This window comes from Gemmobacter lutimaris, assembly GCF_003570715.1.
In the GTDB taxonomy this organism is placed as follows: Bacteria; Pseudomonadota; Alphaproteobacteria; order Rhodobacterales; family Rhodobacteraceae; genus Gemmobacter; species Gemmobacter lutimaris.
Genome location: NZ_QXXQ01000001.1, coordinates 302317 through 327538 on the forward strand (window position 1 = coordinate 302317; position 25222 = coordinate 327538).

General features: G+C 64.6%; 18 protein-coding genes and 1 riboswitch. Of the genes, 5 read left to right on the forward strand and 13 right to left on the reverse strand.

The features are described 5' to 3' along the window. Positions 1–40: 40 nt before the first annotated feature. Together D2N39_RS01385 and xseA are read right to left on the reverse strand one after the other, a co-directional pair. Positions 41–4618 (reverse strand): beta strand repeat-containing protein, encoded by a 4578-nt coding sequence (locus D2N39_RS01385; protein ID WP_119133008.1) that lies wholly within the window; start codon positions 4616–4618, stop codon positions 41–43. A gap of 486 nt (positions 4619–5104) precedes the next feature. Then, positions 5105–6694 carry an exodeoxyribonuclease VII large subunit gene (gene xseA / locus D2N39_RS01390; protein WP_119133009.1) on the reverse strand — a complete coding sequence of 530 codons (1590 nt, stop codon included), beginning with the start codon at positions 6692–6694 and terminating at the stop codon, positions 5105–5107. A gap of 111 nt (positions 6695–6805) precedes the next feature. Beyond that, a riboswitch (cobalamin riboswitch) is annotated at positions 6806–7023 on the forward strand. Positions 7024–7059: 36 nt separating this feature from the next. Here xseA and D2N39_RS01395 point away from each other — a divergent pair. Then, entirely contained in the window at positions 7060–7737 is a 678-nt protein-coding gene (locus D2N39_RS01395; RefSeq protein WP_119133010.1) for an energy-coupling factor ABC transporter permease, read from the forward strand. Positions 7738–7788: 51 nt separating this feature from the next. Then, on the forward strand, positions 7789–8556 hold the full coding sequence (gene cobF / locus D2N39_RS01400) for a precorrin-6A synthase (deacetylating) (protein WP_119133011.1): 768 nt from the start codon (positions 7789–7791) through the stop codon (positions 8554–8556). 64 nt (positions 8557–8620) lie between these two features. Here the strand turns inward: cobF and D2N39_RS01405 are convergent, their stop codons facing one another. The 5 genes from D2N39_RS01405 to D2N39_RS01425 all read right to left on the reverse strand — a co-directional run bounded on the left by D2N39_RS01405 (position 8621) and on the right by D2N39_RS01425 (position 14589). Beyond that, positions 8621–9187: a sarcosine oxidase subunit gamma gene (locus D2N39_RS01405; protein ID WP_119133012.1), complete on the reverse strand. Its 567-nt coding sequence runs from the start codon at positions 9185–9187 to the stop codon at positions 8621–8623. Then, the gene (locus tag D2N39_RS01410; protein ID WP_119133013.1) at positions 9180–12089 is read right to left on the reverse strand and encodes a sarcosine oxidase subunit alpha family protein; all 2910 of its coding nucleotides are present in this window, start codon (positions 12087–12089) and stop codon (positions 9180–9182) included. Before D2N39_RS01410 ends, D2N39_RS01405 begins: the two co-directional genes overlap by 8 nt. After that, a complete protein-coding gene (locus D2N39_RS01415) occupies positions 12086–12373 on the reverse strand; it encodes a sarcosine oxidase subunit delta (protein WP_054301019.1) in 288 nt (95 codons plus the stop codon). The genes D2N39_RS01410 and D2N39_RS01415 overlap by 4 nt, the downstream gene beginning before the upstream one ends. 10 nt (positions 12374–12383) lie before the next feature. After that, positions 12384–13646 carry a sarcosine oxidase subunit beta family protein gene (locus D2N39_RS01420; protein ID WP_119133323.1) on the reverse strand — a complete coding sequence of 421 codons (1263 nt, stop codon included), beginning with the start codon at positions 13644–13646 and terminating at the stop codon, positions 12384–12386. A gap of 94 nt (positions 13647–13740) precedes the next feature. After that, positions 13741–14589, reverse strand: coding sequence for a DMT family transporter (locus D2N39_RS01425; protein WP_119133014.1), 849 nt, complete (start codon positions 14587–14589; stop codon positions 13741–13743). 121 nt (positions 14590–14710) lie between these two features. Here D2N39_RS01425 and D2N39_RS01430 point away from each other — a divergent pair, with 121 nt between their 5' ends. Both D2N39_RS01430 and D2N39_RS01435 read left to right on the forward strand, forming a co-directional pair. Next, complete coding sequence (locus tag D2N39_RS01430; protein WP_119133015.1) at positions 14711–17077, forward strand: DUF1989 domain-containing protein; 2367 nt, start codon at positions 14711–14713, stop codon at positions 17075–17077. 5 nt (positions 17078–17082) lie between these two features. Further along, positions 17083–17472: a globin domain-containing protein gene (locus D2N39_RS01435; protein ID WP_119133016.1), complete on the forward strand. Its 390-nt coding sequence runs from the start codon at positions 17083–17085 to the stop codon at positions 17470–17472. Positions 17473–17589: 117 nt separating this feature from the next. On the opposite strand, the gene D2N39_RS01440 is transcribed toward D2N39_RS01435, so the two are convergent. Beyond that, positions 17590–18597, reverse strand: coding sequence for a GlxA family transcriptional regulator (locus tag D2N39_RS01440; protein WP_119133324.1), 1008 nt, complete (start codon positions 18595–18597; stop codon positions 17590–17592). 77 nt (positions 18598–18674) lie between these two features. On the opposite strand from D2N39_RS01440, the gene D2N39_RS01445 reads away from it, so the two are divergent. After that, positions 18675–19370, forward strand: a complete 696-nt coding sequence (locus D2N39_RS01445) for a helix-turn-helix domain-containing protein (protein WP_119133017.1) — start codon at positions 18675–18677, stop codon at positions 19368–19370. Positions 19371–19377: 7 nt separating this feature from the next. On the opposite strand, the gene D2N39_RS01450 is transcribed toward D2N39_RS01445, so the two are convergent. The 5 genes from D2N39_RS01450 to D2N39_RS01470 all read right to left on the reverse strand — a co-directional run bounded on the left by D2N39_RS01450 (position 19378) and on the right by D2N39_RS01470 (position 25120). Then, a complete protein-coding gene (locus D2N39_RS01450) occupies positions 19378–20427 on the reverse strand; it encodes a heme-dependent oxidative N-demethylase family protein (protein WP_119133018.1) in 1050 nt (349 codons plus the stop codon). 9 nt (positions 20428–20436) lie between these two features. Further along, complete coding sequence (locus tag D2N39_RS01455; RefSeq protein WP_119133019.1) at positions 20437–21402, reverse strand: PDR/VanB family oxidoreductase; 966 nt, start codon at positions 21400–21402, stop codon at positions 20437–20439. Further along, positions 21399–22007 (reverse strand): dimethylamine monooxygenase subunit DmmA family protein, encoded by a 609-nt coding sequence (locus tag D2N39_RS01460; protein ID WP_054301012.1) that lies wholly within the window; start codon positions 22005–22007, stop codon positions 21399–21401. The genes D2N39_RS01455 and D2N39_RS01460 overlap by 4 nt, the downstream gene beginning before the upstream one ends. A 105-nt stretch (positions 22008–22112) precedes the next feature. Further along, the gene (locus D2N39_RS01465; RefSeq protein ID WP_119133020.1) at positions 22113–23252 is read right to left on the reverse strand and encodes an aminomethyltransferase family protein; all 1140 of its coding nucleotides are present in this window, start codon (positions 23250–23252) and stop codon (positions 22113–22115) included. 185 nt (positions 23253–23437) lie between these two features. Beyond that, positions 23438–25120 (reverse strand): APC family permease, encoded by a 1683-nt coding sequence (locus tag D2N39_RS01470; RefSeq protein WP_119133021.1) that lies wholly within the window; start codon positions 25118–25120, stop codon positions 23438–23440. Positions 25121–25222: the final 102 nt, after the last annotated feature.

A 25222-nucleotide genomic window follows, 5' to 3' on the forward strand; every position in this document is an offset into this window, starting at 1 on the left:
ATGGACCGCCCGTTTTTCCGTTTAGCTCAGGGTGCCGAAATCAGAGAATGATATCGCTCGCGAGGATAGAGGTAACACCCAGCAGACCGATGTTCAGATCGGCGGCCCCGTTACCGTCGATGTCGCCCAGCAGGAAGCTGTTGGCACCGAAGACGGCGACCCGCAGTTGCCCCGCCTCGCCCGTGAAGGCGCCCGTGCCAAGGAAGGTGAACTCCTGGTTCCCGGCGAGGCCGCTGATGGCGTCGATCTGTTCGAGGTTGATCTTGTCGGTGCCGCTGACGAAATCGGTGATCGTATCACGGCCCGAAGTCAGGTTGCTGTCGGCGACGCGGGTGAAGAAGAACACATCCTCCCCGGCGCCACCGGTCAGCGTATCCTGCCCCAGCCCGCCAACCAGCCGGTCAATGCCATCCCCGCCCGAAAGCAGGTCATTGCCAGCATTGCCATACAGCACGTTATCCGCGCTATTGCCGGTCAGCGTGTCGCCGAGGGCCGAGCCGTTCACGTTCTCGATATTCACCAGTGTGTCGGCCCCTTCAGTCGCCGAGACGAACTGCATCCCGGTGATCGACAGGTTGACATTGACACCCGTGCCGGTGGCCGAGCCGTAATCGACGAAATCGATGCCCGCACCGCCGTCCATCGTGTCATTGCCCTCACCGCCGAACAGCCGGTCATTGTCATTCATGCCGAAGATCTGGTCGTTGCCGTCTCCGCCATAAAGGCCGTCATTGCCGTCCCCGCCGTAAAGCGTGTCGATGCCACTCAGACCGAACAGGTTGTCATCGCCGGCATTGCCAGTCAGCACGTTATGCGTGGCATTGCCGACAAGACGGTCGCCGCCTGCACCGCCCCGGACATTCTCGATGTCGGTCAGCGTATCAATCCCCTCGCTGGCCGAGATCCGCTGTGCCACGCCCGAGAGGCTCAGATCGACCACCACCCGCTGCGTCGCCGCCGAATAATCCACGAGGTCATTGGCCGCGCCGCCGTCCATCGTGTCATTGCCCGCGCCGCCCACCAGCGTATCGGCCATGAGGCCGCCCTGAAGGTTGTCATCGCCGCCGGTGCCGGTCAGCAGGTCGCGGTTATCGACACCATTGATCGTCAGCGTCACGGTCGCGGTCGGGCCGCCGTTCAGCTCGTAAGTGAAGCTGTCGCCGGTCTGGCTGCCCAGCGGCAGATGCTCAAACGCACCATTCGTGTCGTAATCGAAGGTGCCATCCGCCCGCACGGTCAGCAGCGCGCCGCTGGCCAGCGTGATCTGTGTGCCCACATCCCCGGCCACACCGTTCACCGCCGTGATCGCCGGCGCGGTATCCACATCCACATCAACCCCGTTGCCATTGTCGGCAAAGAGATCGGTCGCGACCAGCGTGCCCGTATCCACAAGGGTAAAGGCATCGTCCTGCGCCAGCGGCGTATCGGGCACAGCGGTGATGTCGATATTCACCGTGCCCAGCGGCGTGGTATCGGTGCCATCGCCGACCGAAACCGACAGGGTTGCCGCATCGTTGCCATTCGCATTCAGCGCGCCGGTATACTGGATCTTGGTCGCATCGGCGAGATAGGCGTTCAGATCGGCCGCCGTGCCGGTGAGCGTCAGCGTGCCGGTGCCCGAACCGGAGACGGTGACCGTGGTGGTGATGGACGGCATCGGCATCGGCGGGCCGGGCATCCAGATCATCAAGACAGGATCGAAATAGCCGGGGCCGGGGACCATGATAATGGTAGTGGTCGTGCCATTGCTGGCCGTCATCGTGCCTTCCGAAGCGGTCAGCGTCAGCGTCAGGTTGCCCGCGCTGTCCACATCCGCGACGCTTAGTGCCGACAGGTCCAGATTGCTGGCCACATCCTCGGTCACCGTCACATCCGTCGGCAGGCCGCTGCCGGTGGGGGCATCGTTCACCGCGGTGATGTCAATGTTCACATTGCCCAGCGGGGTCGTGTCGGTGCCATCGCCGACCGAAACCGCAACGCTTGCCGCATTGTCGCCATTGGCATTCAGCGCGCCGGTATACTGGATACTTGCCGCATCGGTGAGATAGCTGTTCAGATCGGCGGCAAGGCCGGTCAGGGTCAGCGTGCCGCTGCCCGAGCCGGAAACGGTGACACCACCGCCGTCGCTGGCCGTCATGGTCCCGGCCGAGGCTGTCAGGGTCAGCGTCAGGTTGCCCGCGCTGTCCAGATCCGCCACTGTCAGGCCCGACAGATCGAGATTGCCCGCCGTATCTTCCGTCACCGTCAAATCTGACGGCAGGCCGCTGCCGGTGGGGGCATCGTTCACCGCGGTCACGTCCAGCGTGACAGTGGTGCTGTCGGTCTGGGCACCACCTGTGCCGCTGTTACCACCGTCGTCAATGCTGGCGGTCAGGGTCACCGCATCCGTCGCATTGGCGGCGGTGGTGAAGCTGACACCACTGGCCGCGATGAAGGCATTGATATCGGCGATGGTGCCGGTCAGCGTCAGCGCGCTGGCGGTGCCGCCGACAGTGACGCCACTGCCCGAGCTGGCCGTCAGGCTGCCCAATGGCACCGAAAGCGTGGCAGTGACCGAGGAGCCGCCCGCATCCACATCGGCAAAGCTGATCCCGGTCAGCGCGGTCGAAACATCTTCCGTCACCGCGATACTGGCGGGGGCAGTAACTTCGGGCGCGTCATTCACCGCGGTGATGTCGATATTCACGCTGCCCAGCGGGGTTGTGTCGGTGCCATCGCCGACCGAAACCGAAACCGTCGCGGCATCATTGCCGCTGGCATTGGCCGCGCCGGTGTATTGCACGTTCGAGACGGTATCGAGGTAGGTTTGCAGGTCAGCCACCGTGCCGCTGAGTGTCAGCGTGCCGGTGCCCGAACCGGCGACCGTGACCCCGCCGCCATCGCTGGCCGCCATGGTTCCGGCCGAAGCTGTCAGCGTCAGCGTCAGATTCGTGCTGTCCACATCCGCCAGCGTGACGCCCGACAGATCCAGATTGCCCGCCACATCCTCGGTCACCATCACATCCGTCGGCAGGCCGCTGCCGGTGGGCGCGTCGTTCACGGCGGTGATGTCAATGCTCACGCTGCCCAGCGGGGTCGTATCCGTGCCGTCGCCGACCGAGACCGACACGCTTGCGGCATTGCTGCCGCTGGCATTAGCCGCGCCGGTGTATTGCACATTCGAGACGGTATCGAGATAGGTTTGCAGGTCAGCCGCCGTGCCGCTGAGTGTCAGCGTGCCGGTGCCCGAACCGGCGACCGTGACCCCGCCGCCATCGCTGGCCGCCATGGTTCCGGCCGAAGCGGTCAGCGTCAGCGTCAGATTCGTGCTGTCCACATCCGCCAGCGTGACGCCCGACAGGTCCAGATTGCCCGCCAGATCCTCGGTCACCATCACATCCGTCGGCAGGCCGCTGCCGGTGGGTGCGTCATTCACGGCGGTGATGTCGATGTTCACGCTGCCCAGCGGGGTCGTATCCGTGCCGTCGCCGACCGAGACCGAAACCGTCGCGGCATCATTGCCGCTGGCATTGGCGGCGCCGGTGTATTGCACATTCGAGACGGTATCGAGGTAGGTTTGCAGGTCAGCCGCCGTGCCGCTGAGTGTCAGCGTGCCGGTGCCCGAACCGGCGACCGTGACCCCGCCGCCATCGCTGGCCGCCATGGTTCCGGCCGAAGCGGTCAGCGTCAGCGTCAGATTCGTGCTGTCCACATCCGCCAGCGTGACACCCGACAGATCCAGATTGCCCGCCAGATCCTCAGTCACCGTCACATCCGTCGGCAGGCCGCTGCCGGTGGGCGCGTCATTCACCGGGGTTATGGACAGGCTGAACGTATTGCCGGTCACGGTGTCATGGCCATCCGTCACGCTGAAGCCGAAGCTGGCCGAGGTGGTTTCGCCGCCGTTGTGCAGATACTTGATCCGCCCGGCATCAATGTCGGCCTGGGTGAAGGTATTGTTCAGCCCGCGCGTCTCGCCCGCATCCACCACATTGTCACCGTCCAGATCGCGGAACAGGATGCCGTTGGTGGCGACCGAGGTGACCCGATAGGTCAGGCTGGTGGTCACGGTATCGGAATCCGTGGTCTGCAACTGGGTATTGGCGATGGTCAGCAGCCCGCCTTCCAGCACCGTGGCGCCGGTATTGGTGGTGACGGCCGGGGGAACGGTCGGATCGGCCAGAGTAAAAGCGACGGTCTGGCTGAGACTGACCCCCGGCTGATAGCCATAGGGGAAGAACCCGGCTGTGACCGAACCGCCATTGGCCGTGCTGAAGCTCGGGGCAAGGGTCTGGTTCACGCCCGCCATGATGCCGGAAGAGGCGGTTTCGGTCGCGGCAGTAACCGCCCCGGCCGATTCATCCGCGACGCTGGACAGAATGAAGCTCAACTGGCCACCTTGCTGGGTGCCCGAGAAGCTGACTGTGTAACCCGAAGCCGTCACATCGACCGAGATCGAACCTGTCAGCGTCTGGGGATAGCCACCGCTGGTGAACGTATAAGAAACCGGCACATTGGTCAGTTCGACACCAGCGCCCACAGTGAAGGTCTGGGTGACCAGATCAACATTGTTTAACGTGTCAGCAAAATTCGAGAAATTCACGACAAGCGTGACGCTTTCACCAATCAAGGACGGCATGAGAAATTACTCCCTTCAAGTGGGCTGCTCGGCTTTATCTGCACGGAAGTGCGCACGGCGGCGGATGAGTGCAGCTTGTTGGTTATTGGCCGAAATTGTCAAAAAATGGGCGATACTCGTATAATAGATTACGAAACAAGCAATTATTGAATCATCTTTCAACCAAGGTCAAGAAAATCACCCGCACAGCTAATCTGGCATTTGCGCCGCTCTGCCACAGGCTGTTTCGTGTGTGTCATCCAAACAGCCAGACCAGACATCAGGAAAGGGTTCGCAAGGGGCAGCCCGGACTGCGGAATGCCGGGATCACCGCACAACAGCGATGCGCCGCGTATCGCGGCGAAAAAGACGCATATCCGGGGCACGAATATCATGTCCCAAATGCAACTTATCACCATCGGCACAGGGCGGAAAAAGCTCTGCCAACCGCGGGTCCGCCGGAAAATCTGGTGATTGGTGCGAAGATGCCTGACCTTTCAGGACAGGTCAGAACAGGCTGCCCTGATCCGGACCTTCCTCGCGCGGGCGGGCCTTTCGACCGGGGCGGACTGCGGAATCGGCTGCGGTGGCCCCTCCGGTCAGCACTTTTCCGTCGCGGAATTCGATTTCCAGCACCGGGATGGTGCGGGCCTGTTCGGCACTGGTGACCACTGCGCCTTCGGCCCGCACTACGGCATAGCCGCGCGCCAGTGTTGCATGATAGCCCAGCGTGCGCCGCATCCGCTCCAGCACCTCCAGCCGTTCCGTAGCACGCGCCAGCCGCTGCGCAGGCGCGGTTTCAAGCCGGGATGCAAGCACACCAAGGCGGTCGCGGTCGCGGGCAACCTCGCTTGCCGCACCGGACAGCAGACGCGCGAGAGCGGGCGCAAGGCGCGAGGCCCATTTGTCCAGCCCCGCATGGCCGCGTTCCTGCCGCCGTTCCATCGCGGCACCGGCGCGGGCGGTCAAAACCTGTGCCCGTTCGGCCCGGCCCGCAATAAGCGCACGCAGCGCCTCGGGGCGCAGGCGCCCGGCACGCGCCTCATAGGCGCCGCGCTTGCGGGTGACCATCAGCCCCAGCGCCCCGCCCAGCCGCTGCACTGCCGCATCGAATCGCTGCCCCGGCCCGCCCAGCAGCATGTCGAGCCGCGGCAGCGCCCGGCCCAGATCGGACAGCCGCACCCGCCGCCGCTCGGCCCCCTGCGCCATCGCCCGGCTGAGCCGGGCGCCGAAGCCATCCACTGCCGCCAGCAGGTCAAGCCGCACCGGCACCGCTATCTCGGCGGCGGCAGTGGGCGTTGGCGCCCGGCGGTCCGACGCAAAGTCGATCAGCGTCGTATCGGTTTCATGCCCCACAGCGGAAATCAGCGGAATGCGGCTGGCCGCCGCCGCCCGCACCACGATTTCTTCATTGAAGCCCCACAGATCCTCCAGCGAGCCGCCACCCCGCGCCACGATCAGCAGATCAGGGCGCGGCACCGGGCCATCGGGTTCGATGGCGTTGAAGCCACGAATGGCCGCCGCCACCTCGGCTGCGCATTTCTCGCCCTGGACCGCCACCGGCCAGATCAGCACATGGCGGGGAAAGCGGTCGCGCAGCCGGTGCAGGATGTCGCGGATCACCGCACCCGAGGGCGAGGTGACCACCCCGATCACGCCGGGCAGATAAGGGACAGGCTTTTTGCGCGCGGGGTCAAACAGCCCCTCGGCCTGCAAGGCGGCGCGGCGCTTTTCCAGCATGGCCATCAGGGCACCGGCCCCTGCGGGGGCCACATCCTCGACAATCAGCTGGTATTTCGACTGGCCCGGAAAGGTGGTCATCCGGCCGGTGGCCACGACCTCCATCCCCTCTTCGGGGCGCACCTGCATCCGTGCCACCTGCCCCTTCCACGAGACGGCGGCAATGACCGAACGGTCATCCTTCAGGTCGAAATACATATGCCCCGAGGACGGGCGCGAGACACGCCCGATCTCGCCCCGCACGCGGACAAGGCCGAATTCGCCTTCAATCATGCGTTTCACCGCGCCGGAAAGCTCTGACACGGTATATTCGGGCTGGTTGCCCTGCTGGGGCTGGGGGTCTTCGAACAGGTCCATGCCCCCGTTTTGCCCCAAGCCCGCGCGGCCCGCAACCGTCCCGGCCCCGCCCGACCGTCGCAAAGCGCGCCAGACCGTCGCAAAGCCCGCTTGACGCAAGCGCCCTTTCGCCACAGAACGAGGCGGCAAGGTGTCCATCAGGTGCCAAGCACCGGACTCAATCGGGAACGGGGAAGGGCGAACCCAGTCAGGCGCCCGAAGCCCCGGCCGCCCCCGCGACTGTGAGCGGAGAGCGCCCCCATCCGCCACTGGTGCCCCAAAGGCACCGGGAAGGCCGGGACGCGCCACGACCCGCAAGCCAGGAGACCGGCCTTGCATGAACCGAAACCACGGCCGTCGGGTGTGACGGCCAGAGGAGACAGATCATGCATATCGAACCGGGCCTCGTTTCCGGGGCCAAGCTGATGCTTGGTGCCGCCACCGCCGCCACCGCCGGGCTTTACACGCTGAAAATTGCCTTTGCCGCGATCCGCGAACAGGGCGCGGTCTCGCTGCTGGCGCGCAGCGTACTGGCCACCGCCGCCACCTTCACCTTCTTCGAGGTGCTTCCCCATGTGCCCGTCGGCGTGTCCGAGGTGCATCTCATCCTTGGCTCGACCCTGTTCCTGCTGTTCGGTGCCGCTCCGGCGGCCATCGGGTTGGCGCTTGGCCTGCTGATCCAGGGGATGTTCTTCGCCCCCTTCGACCTGCCGCAATACGGGATGAACGTCACCACCCTGCTGGTGCCACTGTTCGGCCTTCAGGCACTGGCGCGGCGCGTCATCGCCCCCGGCACCGCCTATGTCGATCTGCGCTACGGGCAGGCGCTGGCGCTGTCCACCGCCTATCAGGCGGGCATCGTCGCATGGGTTGCCTTCTGGGCTTTCTACGGCATGGGCTTCAGCGCCGAGGCCATGGCGCAGGTCTCGACCTTCGGCGCGGCCTACATGCTGGTCGTCGCGGTGGAACCGCTGGTGGATCTGGCCGTTCTGGCAGCCGCCAAGGCCATCAAGGGCCTTGCGGGTTCCGGCCTCGTGACCCCGCGCCTGCACGCCGCCGCCTGATCCCTCTGCCGCCGCCCCAGTCCGGGCGGCGGCCCTTTCGACCGAGTAGCCATGACCCTTCACCTCAGCCTCGTCGGGATTGGCAGCGGCAATCCCGACCACCTGACGCGCCAAGCCATCCGCGCGCTGAACCGCGCCGATCTGATCCTCTTGCCGCGTAAGGGCAGCGCGAAGGCCGATCTGGCCGATCTGCGGCGCGAGATCCTCGCCGAGGTGTTGGAAAACCCCGCAACCCGCATTGCCGAATTCGACTATCCGACGCGAGACGCCGCAACTGCCGATTACCGCCAAAGGGTCGAAGACTGGCATGATGCCATCGCTGCCCGCTGGGTGGACAGCATCGCCGCCCACCCCGGTGCGACGCGCGTCGCGCTGCTGGTCTGGGGTGACCCCTCGCTTTACGACAGCACCCTGCGCATCGCCACGCGCCTGACCCCACGTCCGGACATCAAGGTCATCCCCGGAATCACCTCCATTCAGGCCCTGACCGCCGCCCATGCCATCCCGCTGAACGAGATCGACGGCCCGGTCACCATCACAACCGGGCGCCAATTGCGTGAAACCGGCTTTCCGGCTGGCGTCGATACCTGTGTGGTGATGCTGGACGGCGAATGTTCATTCCAGAGCCTGCCACCGGAAGGCATACAGATCTGGTGGGCGGGTTATGCCGGCATGCGCCTTCAGATTACCGACCATGGCCTGCTGATTGACGCCGGCCCACGCATCATTGCCGCCCGCGCCGCGGCCCGCGCCGCCCATGGCTGGATCATGGATATTTACCTGCTGCGCCGCCAGGGCGAGGCGCAAATTTCTTCCTGAAGAAATTTGCAAATCTTTTCCTCAAAAGATTTGCACGCGGCCCCCGGAGGGGCCGCGGCGGCGATCAGAACACCGAATGCGCGGCGGTTTCCAGCGCGTGCCACAGGGCGGCGGCCGAAGACCGCGCCCCGATCACGCTGACCTGCGCGGCGCCCCGCTTCACCACATAGACGCCCATATGCTCCAGAATGGTGCGGGTCGCGGCACCTTCCGGCGCGGTGGCCAGATCGACGTTGCACAGCCGCTCGAACAGCGCGGGCAGCCCTTCACCCGTGACGTCGATCCGCACCCAGGCGTCGGTCTGTTCGGTGATCGAGGCCGCATCGCCGAATACCGGCAGCAGCGCCGCGCGACTGTCCTCATGCGTGGCAAAGGGTGCCTCGACCATCCAGCTTTCGGGCGACAGCCAGAAGGCCGCGAAAGGCGCGCGGGCCTCGAACCGGCCGGGACCGGGCAGCGGGATACCGGCCGCTGCGGCAGACGCCGCCACTTCCGCCGTGCGCCCAAGACGGGCCGAGACGGAGGCCAGCGCCACATCGACAACCTCGGTCAGCGTGACCGGGCCGATGCTGGCCCGCGCCGGGCTGGTGCCCCCCAGCGGGCAGAGGGGTTTCAGACGATGCTCAGCCACGGAGACGCTCTCCTTCCGGGTCAAAGAAATGCGGGCTCACGATTTCGACCTCGACCTCGGCCCCCGCCAGCAGGTTGGCCGCGCGCAGCCGCTGACCGCGCCGCTCGTCACCCTTCTTCAGGTAGCCAAGTGCGATGGAACAGCCCAGATGCGGCGAATAGACCACCGAGGTGAGCCAGCCCAGATCATTGGCAATCACCGGCGCGGCGCCTTTTTCAAGGAAATGGCTGCCAGCGGTCAGCTTCTGCGCCGGATCGACGGGCTTCACACCCACCAGACGGTAGCCGTTCGGGTCATTCATGCCCTCGCGCTGGCTCAGCACCATGCCGATGCTGTCTTTCTTCTTCGACACCATCTTGCCCAGACCCATGTTCAGCGCGGTGGACTGGCCGTTCAGCTCGTTCCCTGCGACGTGGCCCTTTTCGACCCGCATGACGCCGAGCGCCTCGGTGCCATAGACCACGGCGTCGAATTCGCGGCCCTGTTCCACCAGCTCGCGGATCAGCGCATCGCCATAACGGGTCGGCACCGCGATTTCATAGGCCAGTTCGCCGGAGAAGCTGATGCGGAAGATCCGTGCCCGCAGCCCGCCGCAGACGGTGATCTCGCGGCAGCCCATGTAGGGCAGTTCCGCATCCGAGATGTCCTGATCCACCAGCTTTTGCAGCAACTTGCGCGCATTCGGCCCGGCGACCGAGAACTGCGCCCAGGCCTCGGTGGTGGAAATCAGCTGCACGTCCATATCGGGATAGAGGCACTGCCGGGCATATTCGAGATTGCGGAACACCAGAACCGCATTGGCGGTGGTGGTGGTCATCACATATTCGTTCTGCCCCAGCCGCGCCGTGGTGCCGTCGTCATAGACGATGCCATCCTCCCGCAGCATCAGCCCGTAGCGACATTTGCCGACAGCCAGCGTGCTGAAGGTATTGGCATAGACCTTGTCAAGGAACGCCCCGGCATCGGTGCCCTGAATGTCGATCTTGCCGAGCGTTGTCACGTCGCAGATGCCGACCGATTTGCGCGTTGCCAGAACCTCGCGGTCCACGCTTTCGCGCCATTGGGTTTCGCCTGCGCGCGGCAGCCATTGCGCGCGCAGCCATTGGCCGACCTCGACAAAGACCGCGCCCTGTTCGCTGGCCCATTTGTGGCTGGGGGTCAGGCGCTTGGGCTTGAACTCCTGCCCGCGCGAGCGGCCCGCCAGCGTGCCCATGGCAACCGGCGTATAGGGCGGGCGGTAGACCGTGGTCCCGGTCTGCGGGATCGACTTGCCGGTCAGGCTCGCCATCACCGCAAGGCCCAGCACATTGCCGGTCTTGCCCTGATCGGTCGCCATGCCCAGCGTGGTATAGCGCTTCAGATGCTCGACCGAAGTGTAGTTTTCCTGATGCGCGAGCTTCACATCTTTCAGCGTCACATCGTTCTGCTGGTCGATCCAGGCCCGGCCCTTGCCGCCGCCGACATACCATTTCGGCGTGATGGCATAGGGGCCGTCCTCGGCCGTCGGCAAATCACGGGCGGGGGCGCTGCGGCCCAGATCGGCCAGCGCGCCTTCGGCCGCCGCTGCGCCGGTTTCCAGCGCCGCGCGGGTCGAGAAGCGACCTGCGGCAGCACCTGCCGCCTCCAGCCCCGGAATATCGCCCTGCCCCGGCACGAAGGCCGCGATGGCGTCATTCCAGACCGGGCGACCGCGATGATGCGAGGCGATGTTGACGTTGGGGTTCCAGCCGCCGGAAACGGCGAGCGCCTCGCAGGCGAAGGTTTCGGTCCGGCCACCGCTGCGGATGGTGACCGAGGAAAGCCCCAGACGCCCGGCGGTATCGACCACCTCTTCGCCCTTGCGGGCGTCGATCACACGGACCTCCAGCCCCTTGGCCTTGAGGTCCGAGGCCGTGCGCAGCCCGTCATCATTGTTGGTGAAGACGGCGACCCGGCGCCCGACGGCGACACCCCAGCGGTTCGCATAAGCGCGCAGCGATCCGGCCAGCAGGATGCCGGGGCGGTCGTTGTTTTCAAACGCGATGGGGCGTTCGGTGGCGCCGCCCGCAAGGATGGCGCGACGCGAATAGATCCGCCACAGGATCTGGCGCGGCTTGCCCGGCAGCGGCACGGGAAGGTGATCAGACACGCGCTCCACCGCCGCATAGATGCCGTGGTCCATCGCGCCGATGATCGTGGTGCGCGGCATCAGCCGCACATTCGCCATGCTGCGCAGTTCCGCCACCGCCTGCGCGGCCCAGTCGGCACCTGCCAGCCCGCCAACCTCATGCGTTTCGGCATTCAGGCGGCCGCCCATACGGAAATCCTCATCCGCGAGGATGACCCGCGCCCCTGCACGACCTGCGGTCAGCGCGGCCATCAGACCGGCAGGCCCCGCGCCGATGATCAGCAGATCGCAATGCAGGAAGCCCTTGTCATATTGATCGGGGTCTTCTTCGCGCGACAGGCTGCCCAGACCGGCGGCACGGCGGATGATCGGCTCGTAAAGCTTTTCCCAGAACGCCTTGGGCCACATGAAGGTCTTGTAGTAGAACCCGGCAGCAAAGAAATTCGACAGCCGGTCGTTCACCGCCATGGCGTCGAATTTCAGGCTGGGCCAGCGGTTCTGGCTTTCAGCGCTCAGCCCATCGAACAGTTCCACCACCGTGGCGCGGGTGTTTGGCTCACGCCGGGCACCGCCGCGCAGTTCCACCAGTGCATTGGGTTCTTCCGACCCGGCCGAGATGGGCCCGCGCGGACGGTGATATTTGAAGCTGCGCCCCATCAGGCGCTGCCCATTGGCCAGCAGCGCCGAGGCCAGCGTGTCGCCGGGGTGGCCCTGATAGGTCACGCCGTCGAAGGTGAAGCTCAGGCTGCGCGCGCGGTCGATCTGACCGCCGGGAATGCGGTTCGATTGGGTCATTTGCTGCGCCCCCGCGCGCGGGCCACATCGCGGGCCAGTTCCACTTGCGTAATCTCATGCGTCAGCGTGTTGCGCGTGACCACAAGCCACGAACGGTCGCCCTGTTCGTGATACCAGAGCTCACGATGCAGCCCCGCCGGATTGTCGCGCAGGTAAAGATAGTCGTGGAAGGTATCCAGCGCGCCTTCGGCCAGCCCGTCGGGCCGGTCGATCAGAGCCGCATCCCCCAGATAGACGAATTCCTGCGAGTCGCGTGGCCCGAGGATCGGATGGTTGATGATCATGGATCGGTCCTCAGTGCAGGTTCGGCTGGGCGCCCTGGCCCTTTTCGTCGATCATCAGCCCCTTGCGGAAGCGATCAAACCGATAGGCCGTGGCGGTTTCATGCGGGCGGTCGGTTGCCAGAAGATGCGCGAAGCACCAGCCCGAGGCCGGGGTGGCCTTGAAGCCGCCATAGCACCAGCCGCCGTTGAAATAGAGCCCCTCGATGTCGGTCTTGTCTATGATGGGCGAGCCGTCCATCGACATGTCCATGATGCCGCCCCAGCTGCGCAGCAGACGCGCCCGGCCGATCATGGGGATCAGGCTCATGCCGCCTTCGGCCACATCCTCGACCACCGGCATGTTGCCGCGTTGCGCATAGGTGTTGTAGCCGTCGATGTCGCCGCCAAAGACCAGACCGCCCTTGTCGGACTGGCTGACATAGAAATGGCCGGCGCCATAGGTCATCACCCCGTCGATGAGCGGCTTCAGCCCCTCGGACACGAAGGCTTGCAGCACATGACTTTCCATCGGCAGCCGCATCCCCACATGCGCCATCACGCGCGAGGAATTGCCGGCGACCGCGACGCCCACCTTTTTCGCGCCGATGAAGCCGCGCGTGGTGTCAACGCCCGTCACGCGGCCCTGTTCGGTGCGGATGCCGGTGACCTCGCAGTTCTGGATGAGGTCGACGCCGCGGGAATCTGCCCCGCGGGCATAGCCCCAGGCCACCGCGTCATGGCGCACCGTGCCGCCCCGGCGCTGCATCAGCGCGCCCTTGATCGGGAAGCGGGCATTGTTGAAGTTCAGGAACGGATACATGGCGCGAACCTGTTCGCGGTCCAGCAGTTCGGCATCTGCGCCGTTCAGGATCATGGCATTGCCGCGCCGGGTAAAGGCGTCGCGCTGCGCGTCGGTGTGGATCAGGTTGATGATCCCGCGCTGGCTGACCATGGCGTTGAAGTTGAAGTCCTGCTCCAGCCCCTCCCACAGTTTCAGGCTGAATTCGTAGAAGGGTTCGTTGCCGTCCAGCAGATAGTTCGACCGGATGATCGTGGTGTTCCGCCCGACATTGCCACCGCCGAGATAGCCCTTTTCCAGCACGGCAATGCGCGCCTGCCGGAATTCCTTGGCCAGATAATAGGCCGTGGCAAGGCCATGCCCGCCGCCGCCGATGATGATGTAGTCATATGAAGCTTGCGGTTCCGGGTCGCGCCATGCCGGCCCCCAACCCTTGTGACCCGTCAAGGCTTCTTTCACCACGCGCCAGCCCGAATAGCGCCCTGTTCCAAACATTGGGATCTCCTTGGTGCCTGCAGCAACTATCGCGCCGCGCGCGGTGAATGCCTCATCCGTTTCCGACATCGGCCCTTTCGGAATGGACAGCAGCTCAGGCTGTCCCCAGAAGGGCAATTCCGGCAAAGACCACCGCCACCCCTGCGCCTTGCACCGGGCCGAGCCTTTCCCCGAGGAAGCGCCAGGCCAGCAGAATGGTGACCACCCCGAACAGGGACGAGGATACCGCCGCATATTCAGGATGTGACAGGCCGCCCGAGGCCAGCACCAGCCCCAGCGCCGCGACATCAAGTGCGCCCATCAGGGCAAGGATACGCCATCTGGGCAGCGCGGGCGCGAGGCTTTGCCGCTGCACGACCAGCGCCCCTGCCACCAGCGCCAGCGCGGCGACACGGGCGATCAGCGTCGCGCTCAGTTCCCCCATCGCGCGCGCGGCGGTCTGCCCCAGATGAAAGGTCAGCGCGAATCCGGCAGCCCCCATCAGCGCCCAGAGAATCGCTGCGCGCCGACCGCCCGCCGCAGCCGCGCCGTGCCCGCCGCCCCGCCCTGCCACCAGTGCGATTCCCGCCACCACCAGCACAACAGCCAGCCATTCCGCCCCCGAAACCGCGCGACCGCCCGCCATGGCCAGCGCCAGACTGCCCAAAGGATAGGCACCGCAGATCGGCGCCACCAGACCGACCGGCCCGATGGCAAAGGCGCGATAGAGCCCGAAAGAGGCCATGACGAAAGCCGCGCCGGATCCCAGCGCGAAGCCCATACCGCGCAGCCCCCCTGCCTGATGCGACTCGATCATGGCGAAAGGCGCCAGAAACAGCGTGCCGAACAACAGGACCAGCGCCAGAAGCGTCGTGGCCGGGGCGGTCTGGCTGACCTTGCGGACCAGAAAATCATGCAGCCCCCAGCACAAGGCGGCAACCAGTCCGAACAGAAGTGACGCCATCCCCGCCTCCGGCTATGATGGAAAAAACTGCGAACCGGCAGATGCAGGCTTGCGAAAAGATTTCCTCAGGATAAACTTATTTTCCAGAACGGCAATCGCCCCCGCGAGACAGGAGGCTCTCATGCTCGACACCTATCCGCAAGTCCACCCCGGCCCGCCGCGCCCCTCGCGCATCCTGACACCCCTGAACGTGCGGGCGCAAAGCGGCGAGGAACGGCACGAGATTCCGGGCATGGGCGCATGGCTCATCCCCGTCGCCACCGGCGACCGGATCACGGTGCAGAACCCCGAGGGCGGTCAGGTCGCCGAACTGGTGGCCGCCGACAGCCGGGGCCGCATAGACGCTGGCCTGATCGGCGCCACCGCCAATTCTGATGCACGCGGGCTGAAGGCGCTGCTGACTGGCGGCGGCTCGGGCATGGGCGGGCTGCGGCTGGGGATCGAACGCCGTGGCATCGACCTGACGAAAGCCGGTGCCGTGCAGCTTTTCGGCACCGACACCCCGGCAGGAACCGAGGAAAGCTTTACGGCACAGGCCGACGGTGTGCTGATCGTTGCCGCCCCCGGCACCGCGATGGTTCCGGGCGAACAGGATACCGCGACGCCCATTGTCGTCACCCTGCGCCGCAGCAACCTGAAACGCGCACCGGGATTTGACCTGCCCGACCCGCTGGCCGATCCGGTGCTGGACCTTCGGGTGAAATCCGCCACCGCGCAGGCCTATTTCGTGAAAGCGGGCGACTATATCCAGATTCTTGATGTGGATGGTCGCCAATGCACGGATTTCCAGTGCTTTTCAGCCCGCAAGCTCGACAAGGGGCTGGAACATGCGCTGGACGTGACCACCTCGCGCACCCTGATGGGCCACGCCTATTCGATGCCCGGCCTGCACGCCAAATACTACGATCAGGACTGGCTGCCGCTGATCGAGGTGGTGCAGGACACCTGCGGCCGCCACGATGCCTTTGCCATGGCCTGCGCCTCGAAATACTATGACGACATCGGCTATCCGGGCCATGTGAACTGCTCTGACAATTTCAACGGCGCGCTTTCGCCCTATGGCGTGACGGCGCGCCCCGGCTGGATGGCCGTGAACCTGTTCTTCAACACCGCGATCGACGCCCATGGCGTGCTGATCTCGGACGAACCGTGGAGCCGTCCGGGCGATTACGTCCTGTTCCGGGCGCTGACCGATATCGTCTGCGTGTCGTCCGCCTGCCCGGATGACACCTCTCCCGCGAATGGCTGGAACCTGACCGACATCCATGTCCGCACCTATGACGGCAAGGAAAAGTTCAGCCGCGCCATCGCCTATCGACCGACCCCCGACGCGGAGCCGCGCATGACCAAGGAAACTGCCTTCCACGCCCGCACCGAGGCGAAAACCCGGCATATGATCGAATACAAGGGCTACTGGCTGCCGCAGGTATTCTCGTCCAACGGCACTCTGGAAGAATACTGGGCCTGCCGCGAAAAGGCGGTGGTGCTGGATCTGTCGCCCTTGCGCAAGTTCGAGGTCACCGGCCCCGATGCCGAGGCGCTGATGCAGTGGACGCTGACGCGCGACGTGAAGAAACTCAGCGTCGGTCAGGTGGTCTATTCCGCCATGTGCTATGAACACGGCGGCATGATCGACGACGGCACCCTGTTCCGTCTGGGCCGTGACCAGTTCCGCTGGATCGGCGGCGATGATTACGGCGGCGTCTGGCTGCGCGAACAGGCCGAAAAGCTGGGGCTTCAGGTCATGGTGCGGTCCTCGACCGACCAGCTTCACAACCTCGCCGTTCAGGGCCCGAACAGCCGCGAAATCCTCGGCCGCTTCATCTGGACCCCGCCGCATCAGCCGACAGTGCAGGAACTTGGCTGGTTCCGCTTCACCGTCGCCCGGATCGGCGGCCCCGATGGCGCCCCGGTCGTGGTTTCGCGCACCGGCTATACCGGCGAGCTCGGCTTTGAAATCTTCTGCCACCCGAAAGACGGCGCCGCGGTCTGGGATGCGGTCTGGGAACATGGCGCCGACCTTGGCCTGCGCCCGATGGGGCTTGGCGCGCTGGATATGGTGCGCATCGAAGCCGGGCTGATCTTCGCCGGCTATGATTTCAGCGACCAGACCGACCCGTTCGAGGCCGGGATCGGCTTCACCGTGCCGCTGAAATCCAAGCAGGATGATTTCATCGGCCGCGAGGCGCTCATCCGCCGCAAGGAGCACCCGATCCATAAATTCGTCGGTCTCGACATCGACTCGAATGTTGATGTCGGCCATGGCGACTGCATCCATATCGGCCGCGCGCAGATCGGTGTCGTCACCTCGTCCATGCGCTCGCCACTCCTGGGCAAGAACATCGCCCTCGCCCGCGTCGATGTCGCCCATGCGGCGGTCGGCACCGAGGTCGAGGTCGGCAAGCTCGACGGGCAGCAGAAGCGCCTGCCCGCGGTGATCGTGCCGCTGAGCCATTACGACCCCAAGAAAACCCGCCCGCAAAGCTGACGGCCATGCGCACGCCCCTGGCTGATCTTGGCGGAGAGGAGGCGCTCAAGCGCCTCGTCAACCGCTTCTACGATCTGATCGAAACCGATCCGCAAGGCGCACGCATCATGTCTATGCACTTTCAGGGCCATGGCCTTGCCCATGTGCGCGAGGAACAGGTGAACTTCCTGTCCGGCTTCCTCGGAGGCCGGAAACATTACATGGAAAAGCACGGCCACATGAACCTGCGGCTTTTGCACGACCATGTACCGATCACCGCCGGCGATGCCGAAGACTGGCTGGCACTGATGGACCGCGCCCTTGCCGATTGCGGCCATAGCGGCGCAGGCGTGGACCGCATCCGTGCAGCCTTGCGCCGCGCGGCCACGGCGCTGGTCAACCGCACCCCACAGTGATCTTTATCTTGGCATAAATATCCCCGCCGGAGGCACAGCCGAGCCGATCCGGGCGCAGCCCGGTCGGCGAGACACAGGCACGCGCGGCCCACTGGGCCGCGCTCCATGTCACAACACTCAGTCGCGGGGCGGCATGGCCCCGGCCAGACCGCGCAGCCCGTTCAGCCGCCGCCGCTCGTCGTGCGGGTTCACCCCGAAAGCCTCGGCATAATGCCGCGCCATGGGGGTGGAGCTGGCATAGCCCACGCTCTGCGCAATCTCGGTGATCGTATCCGTCGAATAAAGCACCCGCTGCCGCGCCTTCTTCAGCCGCATCAGGCGATAGTATTTCAGGGGGCTCTGCCCCGTCGCCTGCTTGAAGCAACGTTCCAGATGCCGTTCCGACAGATCCACCGCCGAGGCCACATCGGAAATCTGGATCGGATCCTCGATATGTTCGGCGAAGATGCGGATCGCCTCGCGGATCGGGCCGGGCAGCATGTCATCGGTGCCGCCAAGCTTCGCCACCGGCACCTTCTGGCTTGCGTCCTCGTCCCGCACGAAGGGATGCTGGAACCAGCAGGCCACCTCGGTCATCGCATCGCGGCCCAGCCGTTCCTCGATCAGCCGCAGCATCAGGTCGAACACCGCCCCCGCGCCCGATACGGTATAGCGGCGCCGGTCGCGCAGGATGGCGCTGCCGCTGGCCGTGATCTCGGGGAATTCTGCCTTGAAGGCCGCCTCGTAGCACCAGTGCACCGAACAGCGATAGCCCTCCATCAATCCCGACCGGGCCAGCGGAAAGATCCCGCCGGAAAACGCGCCCAGCACGATCCCCGAGCGATCCAGCCAGCGCAACTGCCCGTAGGCCCGGCGCGGGTTTTCAAACCGCGAGGTCGGGCTGGCCAGCACCATCAGGTAATCCAGCCCCTCGGCATCGGCCAGCGCCATGTCGGGATCAAACCGCACCTCGGCCGAAGACCGGACCGGCGTGCCATCCTCGCCCACCAGCCGCCACTGAAACTCGCGCCGCCCGGTGATTTCATTCGCCGCGCGCAGGGGTTCGATGGCCGAGGTCAGGCAGGCCATCGGAAAGCCTTCCATCAGCAGAAAGCCCAGTCGGGCCGGAACCGCAGCTTGTGCCATCATGCCCTCATTATTTTCGTTGAACCCATGTTTTTTTCACTATAGTGAAACCAGCCGTTATTCGTAGAAGGTGCCTGATGACTGACAGTTCCACGGAAATCCCTGGCGATCCCGCCCCGCCTGACAGCAATGCCGCGGCGCTGGCAAGGCTGAAGCCCGCCTTCGAACAGGACCCGCACCGCCTGCGCGAAGTGGCCGACCGCAACCTCGAGGCCGCCATCGGCCGCGAGGTCCGCGCCTTCCGCCGCCAACAGGGCATGACCGTCGCCGATCTGGCTCAGGTCACCGGCCTGTCCATCGGGATGCTGTCGAAGATCGAGAATGGCATCACCTCGCCCTCTCTGACCACGCTGCAAATCCTCAGCCACGCCTTTTCCACCCCGATCACCAGCTTCTTCCGCCGGTTCGAGGAACGCCGCGAGGTCCAGCATGTGAAGGCCGGCGATCATATCGAGATCGAGCGGCGTGGCACCCGTGCGGGGCATCAATACAATCTCCTCGGTCATATCGGCTCCAACTCCTCGGGTGTTCTGGTCGAACCCTATCTGATCACGCTGACCGAGGAATCCGACACTTTCCCCACCTTCCAGCATGACGGCGTCGAACTGCTTTACATGCTGGAGGGCGAGGTGATGTATCGCCACGGGGACCAGCTGTTCCACATGCAGCCCGGTGACAGCCTGTTCTTCGATGCAGATGCCCCGCACGGGCCGGAGGTTCTGGTGAAACTGCCGGCCCGCTATCTGTCGGTCATCTCTTACCCGCAGCCCTGAACCTGACTTACTCGTCGGGCCACCAGCCCGGCGAGGTCGGTGCGCCGTCGTCGAACTGCGACAGGTAGTCTACCATGAGCGGCCGATTGCGAATGAAGCCCTTGTAGGTCGCAAGCTCGTCCGGCAGGTCACGCACCACCCGGTGCAGGCGGCGCGCCCATTTCGGCTGCGTCACCAGATCCTCGAAGCTGCACAGATAGCAGCGGATCGGGAAGGCAATCGCGTTCGAGCGCGGCAGCCGGAACAGCGTCTGCAATTCCACCCGCAGATGCTGACGCTGGCCGATGTTTTCCTTCGTCAGCGTCGTCTTGCCCGGCCCCCATTTGGGATAGTTCTCGGGGCTGGTATCCAGCAGTGGATCGACAGTCATGGTCCAGTTGAAGCGCCGCACAGGCGCGCCATGCTGAAGTTGCAGCAGGAATTTCAGCGCCCGGTCGAACACACCCATCTCATGCGCCTTCGGAACCGGCGCGTGCCATTCGTGAAAGCTCATCCCGATGTCGAAATCCAGGCTCCAGTCGGCCTGGGTCGTCACCATGCCCGCCTCGATCCACAGATTGTCGTTGCGCTGGTCCTGAAGCGTGAAATCGCCCTGCGCCTGCCGGGTAATGTATTCCATCGGCCCGCAAGGCAGCGTGGATTCGTCGAGGAAGGTGAACTTCTGGTCGATGTTCAGCGGCCGGTTGATCCAGTGCCATTGATTGCCGCTCTTCGTCAGTGAAAACCACTGCGGATAATCCCGCGCGAAGCTTTCCATGATCAGTTCCAGCAGATCCCAGCCCGCCAGCGTCATATGCGGCAGCGACTGGCAGCGCAGCGGATCATCGCGCAACACGCGGGCGCGGTCGCGCATCTCGGCCACGTAATGCTCGTCCACGTCGAACGTGTGTTCGAAGACCGAGCCGGGACGGCCCGGCACATGCGGCTCCATGTTCACCGAATACATGTAGTCGTCTTCGGGGAACGGAAAGGGAAAGCGCTTGATGGCGCGCGGCGAGTTCTTGAAGGTGTAATCGCCGAAGAAGGTCTCATCGTGGAAGAAATCGTCGAGGCTCATCGCGGTCTCCTAGCGTTCCAGCACAAGCTTCGCGCCCTTGAAGCGCGAGACGCAGGGCATGATATGGCGGCAGCCCGCCTTCTGGTCATCGGTCAGCCAATGGTCGTTGTGCTCGATCTCGCCCTCGCAGGCGATGACATGGGTTTCGCACTGGCCGCAGGCGCCGCCCCGGCACAGATAGGGCGCATCGACCCCGGCCGCCTCGATGGCTTCCAGCAGCGACTGCGCGGCGCCGACGGTGATGGTCTTGCCGCTGACCGCCAGTTCTACGGTGAAGGGCTGCCCCACCGGCGGGGCGAGGAATTCCTCGGAATGCACGGCCCCGGCAGGCCAGCCCAGATCGGCGGCGGTTTTCAGAACCCAGCCGATCATGCCCTTCGGGCCACAGACGTAGAGATGCGTGCCCAGCGGTTGACCGGCCAGCAATGTGGTCAGGTCAATCGCCTGCCCCTCGGCATCGTAATAGCGGTGCACCCGGTCGCCATAGCGCGCCGAAAGCTCCGGCATATAGGCGCCCAGCTCACGGTCACGGGCAGCGTAATGCAGTTCGAACCGCGCGCCCATCGCATCAAGCTGCGCCATCTGCGCAAGGAAAGGCGTGATACCGATGCCGCCCGCGATCATCAGATGTTTCTTCGCCCGCAGGTCCAGCCCGAACAGGTTCACCGGCGGGGAAATCAGCATCTTCATCCCCGGCCGCACCTCGCGGTGCATATAGGCCGAACCACCCCGCCCCGTATCGTCCCGCCGGACCGAGATTTCATAGCCCGAACGGTCGCCCGGATCGGACATCAGCGAATAGGGGTTCAGACGCCGGGTTCCGGCATCGTCCATTTCCACTACCGTATGCGCGCCGCCGGAAAAACCGGGCATCTGCCCGCCATCCTCGCGCACGAAGCGGAAACGCTTGATCAGGCTGTTGACCTCGACCGCCTCGGTCACGACGACCGGAATTTTCGCTGCCCCCACACTCATTTGAAACGCTCCTCGGCAGGCGGAACCTCACCGGGGTCTTCCGCGTCGATGTTCACGCCCTGAAAGGCGGCCAGACGGCGCGAGTAATGGTCGCGCACGAACAGATTCAGCCCGCAATGCGAACAGACGAAGGGATCGGTCGTCACATTCTCGGTGATGCCCTTGCAATGCACGCATTGCACCCGCCGCGCCAGCGAGCCGCGATGTTCGGTCTGCACCGCGTCATGCGGCAGCCCGGCCTCCATCGCGTCGCGCTGCACCTGCCCCATCAGGCTTTCGGTGCCGGTCGCATAGACCTGCAAGCCCATATGGCCATCGCCCAGCACCTTGACGATGCGTGACCGGACCGAGGCATAGGTGGGCGCGCGGTTATACTGGCCAGCACCAAGGGCGGCCATTGCCGTGCTCATGTCGGTGCCATTGGCGCCGGGAATATAGATCAGATGCGCTTTCGCTTTCATCTCGGGCGCCTGCGCGAACAGCGCCTCCACCGCCGCACCGCCCTCGCCATCCGCAACAATCAGATGGCTGGAGCCGGGACGCGGCGACAGCACGCCATAAACGGGGCGTGACTTGATCGAAGGTCCAAAATCGGTCTTGCTCATGGGTGTCTTCACCTGCTGCTTTCATCTTGGCCCAACTATCCCCGCCGAAGGCTCCGCCAGCGCCCATCGCGCCTGACGCCGGAGGAGCCGGGGGGATGCCGGGGTTCAGCCCTTGGCGGTGCGGCGCTTCTTGTCGGGATCGAAGAAGGGCATCGAATGGGTCGTCGCCCCGATCTCGCCATGGGTGGCGCAGTTGACGGTCAGCTTCGTGCCCTCGTTGGCGCAATCGACCGGCAGGCGGGCGATGGCCACCGTCCAGTCGTTCAGCGGCGAATACATCGCCTGCGTCACGACGCCGACCTTTTCGCTGCCACGATAGACCGGCGCACCGTTGCCGGGGACATTCTTGCCCTCCAGCTTCAGGCCCCAGATCTTGAAGCGTTCCTTGCCCTTCAGCCGGTAATGCTCTTCCGCGCCCCGGAAGCCCTGCTTGCCCGGCGAGACGGTGAAGTCCAGCCCCAGTTCCCACAGCGTATCGCCGCCCGGCTGGTCGTCGAACGGATACATCTCGGAATTGTCATAGGGGAAGAACAGCAGGTAGCTTTCGGTCCGCAGCATATCCAGCGTGGTGAAGCGGCAGGGGATGATCCCCATGTCCGCACCCTCTTCCAGAATGCGGTCCCAGACCATCGGCGCATCCTGGCCGCGCACGAACAGCTCATACCCCCGCTCGCCGGTATAGCCGGTGCGCGAGATCATCGCGGGCTTGCCGAACAGCGAGGTTTGCAGATGGCTGAAATAGCCAAGCTGGCGAATGCCCGGCACATGCTTTTCCAGATAGTCCACCGCCAGCGGGCCTTGCAGCGACAGGTCGTGCAGGTTGTCATCAAAGCGGATGGCGACATCGCGGCCGGTGGCGGCCATGGTCAGTTGTTCATGCCCCTGACCGGAGCCATGCACCACCATGAAGGCATTCGGGCCGGTGCGGTAGATCACGCAGTCGTCGATGAACTTGCCACCGTCGTTCAGCATGGTCGCATAGACCGACCGGCCGGGCATGATCTTTTCGACATTGCGGGTGGTTGCGCGTTCGATGACATGGCTGGCACCGGAGCCGGTGATATGGACCTTCTTCAGGCCCGACACATCCATCAGCCCGGCCTTGGTGCGGATGGCCATGTATTCGGCATCCGGGTCGCCCTTTTCATAGGACCAAGCGGTTCCCATCCCGCTCCAGTCTTCGAGGTTGGAGCCAAGCGCGCGGTGACGGTCGGCCAGCGTCGAGAAACGCCAGGAATTGGTCATACAGTCCTCCTGTCAGATCCTGTTCTTTGTGGTTGGACACAGTTGAAACCGACTCGGCATCAAAATCAACAATCTTGTGCAAAAAACTTTCCTGATAGGTAATTTTCTTGTCGGCTGCCCTTGGATGCGTCGGAAATGGAAAAGGCGGGGCATCAGCCCCGCCTTCCCCTGCATATGGCTGCCTGTTATTCGGGCAACTGGAAGAACCAGTTGGCCCAAAGTACAACCGCAACCCCGGCGATCAGCGCGATATAGGGCAGCATACCCGCCTTGCGCTCGCCCAGATCGCCCTCGGCCAGACCCAGATCCTCATAGGCTTCCTTCGGGAACTTGCCGCCGTCCTGAACATAGTGACGGAACCAGAACACCGGCAGGATCAGCGCCGCAAAGATCGCACCCGAAACCAGAGCGTTGGAATAGCCCCAGACCTTCGCGCCGGCGCCAAGGAACAGCGCGTTCACGAAGGCAAGGCAGGTGTTCACCCCGATGAGCAGGGTCGGCGCTTTCCACGGGCGTTCCATGTGGCCCGAGTCGATCCGGTGAATCCAGCCCGCGTTCAGGTTGAGGAAGTTGAAGGTGATATAGCCCACGTTCGAGATGGCAAGGACGTAGAAATAGCCCGTCGCATCCGAGGCCAGCGCCAGCAGGAAGACGTTGAAGCCAAGGTCGGTCCACATCGCGCTGGTCGGTGCGCCATGCTCGTTCACATGGCCCAGATAACGCGGCAGCCAGCCATCACGCGAGCCCTGATAGAGCGTCCGCGACGACCCCGCCATGGCGGTCATGATGGCCAGGAACAGCGCGAGGATCATCAGGATCACGAAGATCTGGGTGATGACCGGGCCACCGCCGACCATGCTGCCAAGCGCCTCGCCGATGCCCGTGCCATCGACGATCCCCGGTGCCAGCATGCCACTGGTGCCCAGCACGCCCTGGAAGGCGAAGGGGATCATGAAGAAGAACACGATGCACAGCAGGCCCGAATAGAAGATCGCGCGGAAGGTATCGGTGCGCGGGTCCTTGAACTCGGCCGTGTAGCAGACCGCGGTTTCAAAACCGTAGGTGGACCAGGCGGCGATATACATTGCGCCAAGGAACAGCGTCCAGCCGCCAATGTCCCAAGTGCCATCCTCGCCCGAATAGGCGGCGGTCGGCGGCACGATGTTGGTGACATTCATGCTGTCGATCGCGCCGGTCAGGATCGGCACAAGGCCCACCAGCAAGAGCGGGATCAGCACGACCAGCGCCATCACCTTCTGCGATTTCGCGGTCGAGGCGATGCCCTTGTGCTGGATCGCGAAGATGATCAGCATCAGGATCACGCCGATCACGAAGGTCGAGTTGAAGTGCAGGTTGCCCAGACCCGGAATGCCGATGCTGAAGGCTTCCCAGTTGCGGATGACCGGGGTCAGAGCCGCCACGGCGTCCTCGGTCGTCTTGCCCGCATTGGCGGCCATCCAGTCCAGCACGGCCGGGCTGTCGGCCAGCGGGATCGGGAACAGCGCGTTCAGGATATAGCCTGCCGCGATCGCACAGCCCAGTGACAGCACCGGCGACCATGCGAACCAGTTGCACCAGACCGACAGGGGCGCGATCAGCTTGGAATAGCGCAGCCATGCCGTCGCGCCATAGACCGAGGCGCCACCCGATTTGTTGCCGAACATGCCGGCCATTTCCGCATAGGTAAAGCTTTGCAGAAAGCCCATCACCATCGAGATCATCCAGACCACGAAAGCCGCCTTCCCGGCCACGCCCGCGATCCCGCCGATGGAAAACAGCACCAGCGGCGGCACACCCGCCGCCACCCAGAAGGCGCCTTTCCAGTCAAGTGCCCGAACGAGTTCGCCCGAGCCTTTCTCCTGAGCCATGAGAATACTCCCTGTTCCCTGTTTCGCCCCGGCGCATCGCATCTTCCGTGCGATCTTTGGCCGGTTCCTGTAAGCACGCGCGCCTTTCGCGGGTGCGTTTCG

Coding starts and splice junctions, on each gene's coding strand:
- D2N39_RS01385 (WP_119133008.1), bottom strand. CDS start 4,618: ATGCCGTCCTTGATTGGTGAAAGCGTCACGCTTGTCGTGAATTTCTCG.
- xseA (WP_119133009.1), bottom strand. CDS start 6,694: ATGGACCTGTTCGAAGACCCCCAGCCCCAGCAGGGCAACCAGCCCGAA.
- D2N39_RS01395 (WP_119133010.1), top strand. CDS start 7,060: ATGCATATCGAACCGGGCCTCGTTTCCGGGGCCAAGCTGATGCTTGGT.
- cobF (WP_119133011.1), top strand. CDS start 7,789: ATGACCCTTCACCTCAGCCTCGTCGGGATTGGCAGCGGCAATCCCGAC.
- D2N39_RS01410 (WP_119133013.1), bottom strand. CDS start 12,089: ATGACCCAATCGAACCGCATTCCCGGCGGTCAGATCGACCGCGCGCGC.
- D2N39_RS01415 (WP_054301019.1), bottom strand. CDS start 12,373: ATGATCATCAACCATCCGATCCTCGGGCCACGCGACTCGCAGGAATTC.
- D2N39_RS01420 (WP_119133323.1), bottom strand. CDS start 13,646: ATGTTTGGAACAGGGCGCTATTCGGGCTGGCGCGTGGTGAAAGAAGCC.
- D2N39_RS01425 (WP_119133014.1), bottom strand. CDS start 14,589: ATGGCGTCACTTCTGTTCGGACTGGTTGCCGCCTTGTGCTGGGGGCTG.
- D2N39_RS01430 (WP_119133015.1), top strand. CDS start 14,711: ATGCTCGACACCTATCCGCAAGTCCACCCCGGCCCGCCGCGCCCCTCG.
- D2N39_RS01435 (WP_119133016.1), top strand. CDS start 17,083: ATGCGCACGCCCCTGGCTGATCTTGGCGGAGAGGAGGCGCTCAAGCGC.
- D2N39_RS01440 (WP_119133324.1), bottom strand. CDS start 18,597: ATGGCACAAGCTGCGGTTCCGGCCCGACTGGGCTTTCTGCTGATGGAA.
- D2N39_RS01445 (WP_119133017.1), top strand. CDS start 18,675: ATGACTGACAGTTCCACGGAAATCCCTGGCGATCCCGCCCCGCCTGAC.
- D2N39_RS01450 (WP_119133018.1), bottom strand. CDS start 20,427: ATGAGCCTCGACGATTTCTTCCACGATGAGACCTTCTTCGGCGATTAC.
- D2N39_RS01455 (WP_119133019.1), bottom strand. CDS start 21,402: ATGAGTGTGGGGGCAGCGAAAATTCCGGTCGTCGTGACCGAGGCGGTC.
- D2N39_RS01460 (WP_054301012.1), bottom strand. CDS start 22,007: ATGAGCAAGACCGATTTTGGACCTTCGATCAAGTCACGCCCCGTTTAT.
- D2N39_RS01465 (WP_119133020.1), bottom strand. CDS start 23,252: ATGACCAATTCCTGGCGTTTCTCGACGCTGGCCGACCGTCACCGCGCG.
- D2N39_RS01470 (WP_119133021.1), bottom strand. CDS start 25,120: ATGGCTCAGGAGAAAGGCTCGGGCGAACTCGTTCGGGCACTTGACTGG.